This is a genomic window from Frankia sp. Allo2 (assembly GCF_000733325.1).
Classification (GTDB): Bacteria; Actinomycetota; Actinomycetes; order Frankiales; family Frankiaceae; genus Frankia; species Frankia casuarinae.
Genome location: NZ_JPHT01000077.1, coordinates 4,963 through 8,538, shown reverse-complemented (window position 1 = coordinate 8,538; position 3,576 = coordinate 4,963). Strand labels below are relative to the sequence as shown.

Here is a 3,576-nt window from a genome sequence, read left to right as displayed (position 1 = left end):
TCGAGCTGGAGACGCAGCTCCACCACCTCGGCCTCACGCGTCGCCTCCCGCGCGACCAGCCCGGCGATGTCCGTCAACAGCTCCGCGACCCGGGCCCGCAGCCAGGCGTTCTCCGCCAGCAGCGCCGCGCCCTCGGCAACCTCACCGCTCGCGGCAGCGCCCGCCCCCGACTCGACAACCGTCACGCACCGCAGCAAACCACCCCGACCGGCAGAACATCACCCACCACGACCATCAGGCCACACCCAGCCCCGAAGGCCGTCACCCCAAAAGATCAACAACGGGACTTCCGAATACGTACAATTTCTTGGCCTTCNCCAATCTCGCAGCCGACGGCTGGCGCCAAACCCTTGATGCGGCCATCGTCTCGCCGCCACCATCTCCAGGCCGACTTTCCTCTCTGGGCGCGACCACACTTCATGTAGTCGAGATCGGAAATGATCTCGGTGAGGCCGCCGAAGAAGCCAACCTTGAAGATGAACGGTGGCGGGAAGGTCGTGAACAGCTTACTGATCATCTCTCCTCCTGGCTAGGGCAAGCATGCCCTAAGGCGGTTCCGAAGCTGAGGGGAGCTTGGCACGCGCTGACCTCGAATGGGCCAGATGCGGCCTCTCAGGCGGCGAACTCGGGTGTGGAGGCACTTGACTGGACTTTGCGCACCATTGCGCCTGATGATGAGGTCCTCGCATGGCGGGAAAATGTTGGTCAATACGCAAAGGAAATTGACCCTAAGAACGGCAAACCGCATCGAGCGCTACGTGTTCGTTACGCAGTACGAGGCTTTGGCATGAAAAGCGACGGCGNCACGGTAATCATAATGATGATGACCCGGTGCCTTGATGAGTTGCAGGGCGTGAAACATGGTGTAGATGAGACGAAAACCATCGCGGCTGCACGTCGCGCTCTCCTTGCGCTCGAGAACACGTTGACAGCTTTGATGCCATATTAGTACCCCATGTGGAGCAACATGCCTGATCTTACTCTAGAAGGAATATTCAGACTACCGGCGCCGGTCGCGGTCAAGGTAGCCGTACTCGCCTCAGAGACGCCGGTTCGTATTGGCGGCATGGATATCAGCCTGGTCATGCCCTCACTTCAACTTCTGAATAATGGGCCTATCCTGACAGCCCCCGCGATGAAAACGGTGCGGAATGATATTGACTGGGACGAACGCTACCGTTCCGTGGGGAGTGCATGGGGTAACGTGTCCCACTTCAAGTCAAACNATCCGCTAGGAGCCAATGGTAACGCGCTTGTCCGCGCCTTCGTAGTTCGGCACACCATTGCCACCGCGGATCAGCCCGAAAGCGTCAGGCGAAAAGAACGCGGGCAGAACCTGTACCAGGATATTGACGCCTGGTGGAGGCTCGCGGCCGACTGGGTTGAGGTGGTAGCGCGACAAAACCTTGATCCCCACTACGATGGGGCAAGCCGCCCGGGAGATGACCTCGAACTCTGGTTTAAGTACGGTCCCGATGGAGAGAGGGTGAGAAACCCTGCTCCCATTTCCCTCACCATGTCACCGGTAAATGCCTTGGAAAGTGATCGCTGGAAGGCGATACTTAAGGCAGCGTCAGACGGTCGCCAGCCGCCCACCGAACATTTGTTGCTCCGGGACGCCATCGCGGCCAACCGCCGCGGGCAGCGTCGGAGGGCCGTACTGGATGCGGCGACGGCGGCGGAGATGGCTCTGACCTATTTGCTGGATCAGGAACTTGCTGGACTACGGTCAGACGTCGCGGGCTATGTGATAGAGAAGAGCCGCCAGATCGGCGGGCGCGNTCAGGNGCTGAAAAANNTNGGNGNGNAGCTACCCNGAGACGCGGGCAAGCGGATCATGAGCTTTTTGGCGGAGCCTCGGAACACGGCAATCCACGGAGGCCGGGAGCCAAGCGTGGATGAGACGCGGGAAGCGCTGAAGGTCGCGGACGAGATCATGGAAACTGCATCCCCGCGCTCGGCGCTGCTTTAGCGCGGGACGGTCATCAACCCCAGCCGAATGCCACAGAGGGTATCCAACCCGTGACGGAACGTCCGAATTCGTTCCTTACATGTCCGATTTGCTGGTCAAGAACCATACCCACCAGGAGCGCCAAGGCGTCGGACGTGATGAGGGCGTCGGCCTCGGGGTCGCCGGACAGGTGGAGGGCCATGCGGCCAAGAGGGCCATGCGGCCAAGGGTAAGCCCCGCCAGAGTGATCCGGCGGGGCAGGTTGGTCAGGGACGCCAGATCACGGTGATGCGATCCGGGTCAAAACGGTTCTTCGGCCCATCGGCCTTGGACAGCACCACGGCCTCGATAACGGTGGCGATGATGTCACGGCGCTGCTCCACCTCCAGCCGAGGCCAGGACGAGGCCACGTTGGTCAGCTGGGGGCCGGAGTGGGCGCGCAGCCAGTCGTTGCGCTCCCCCCGGAGCTTCGCCACGTCCCCCTCCAGCTCCTCCACCAGCTGGAGGGCGCGGGTGCCGCCGCGCTTCGTCTCCCGCCAGGCGGCCATGATCTCGGCGATCTCCGCCTCGGCCGGCTTGGGCCACGGGCCGCTTTCGGCTTCCACGTCCCGGTTTGCCAGATAGGCCAGCACCAAGTTCGTGACCAGTTCGTCAACGTGGTGGCCGGTCACGGCGACGCTGCCGCAGCCACCAGCGGTGACGGGACGGCAGGAGTAGTGATGCTTCTTCCACCCCTTGTCCCAGCCGCCGGTGAGCCGCGCGCCGCAGTAGGCGCAGCGGATGATTCCGGACAGCAGATACTTCCGGCCGCCTATGTGGATGTTCTGGTTGCCGGTCCGAGCGGGGTCGCGGAGCTTCGCCACCACCTTCTCCCAGACCTCGACGTCCAGGATGTGACCTTGAAGGCCCATGACGGGCTGGCCGTCTACGGTGCAGGCGTAGCGCTGCTCCAAGGGAACCGTGGTCGGGCCGTGTACCCGGTAGCCCGCGAGGCGGGGAGACAGATACATGTTCTTCATCACCTGGCGCTGCCACTGGTGGCCCCGGGTCGTGAGAATGCCCAGCTCATTCCAGCGGCGGCAGAGCGTGTGCGTGCCGACCCCGGCAAGGATTTCGTCAGCACCGACGACGATCATGTCGGCCTCGGCCTTGCGGATGGTGCGCTTGTCCGGCTCCCAGCCGAAGGGCCGGTAGCCGCCCACGGGGACACCCGCCTTGGCGAGCTCGCGGTGGGCCGTCCGCACCCGCCGGGAGGTGTCGGCGGACTGCTGGTTCTTCAGGGCCACGACGATCCGGGCCACGGAGCGCCCGTTGTCCGTGAGGAGGTCAAGGGTGCCGCTGATGTCAATGACGGGCCGCCCGTACTGGACCACCACGTCAATGGCGTCTTCCAGGTGGCGCGGGTCGCGGGTGAGCCGGTCCACGTCGGAGACGATGAGGCCGTCAAGGGGCTTGCCGGTTTTGGTGGCTCCCCGCTTCAAGTCCTCCAGGGCGCCCTCGTACACCGGCCGCACCACCCGGTACACCACGGAAGTTATTCAGAAACTCTCTTGATTCTCTCGAAGCTCAGTATTCGCTCGGATTGCTGTTCGTTGATTTTCTGGAGGCCGACGGCTGCCTGGATG

At 63.2% G+C, this 3,576-nt stretch carries 2 protein-coding genes and 1 pseudogene; 1 reads left to right on the top strand and 2 read right to left on the bottom strand.

Going from position 1 to position 3,576, the window contains the following annotated elements:
- Window positions 1-185, bottom strand: a pseudogene (locus ALLO2_RS22600) (IS66 family transposase); the annotation flags it as partial.
- 122 nt (window positions 186-307) lie between these two features.
- On the opposite strand from ALLO2_RS22600, the gene ALLO2_RS26745 reads away from it, so the two are divergent.
- Window positions 308-949, top strand: a complete 642-nt coding sequence (locus ALLO2_RS26745) for a hypothetical protein (RefSeq protein ID WP_198031078.1) — start codon at window positions 308-310, stop codon at window positions 947-949.
- 1,268 nt (window positions 950-2,217) lie between these two features.
- Here ALLO2_RS26745 and ALLO2_RS22590 read toward each other — a convergent pair.
- Entirely contained in the window at window positions 2,218-3,468 is a 1,251-nt protein-coding gene (locus ALLO2_RS22590; protein WP_232235292.1) for a recombinase family protein, read from the bottom strand.
- Window positions 3,469-3,576 lie beyond the last annotated feature (108 nt).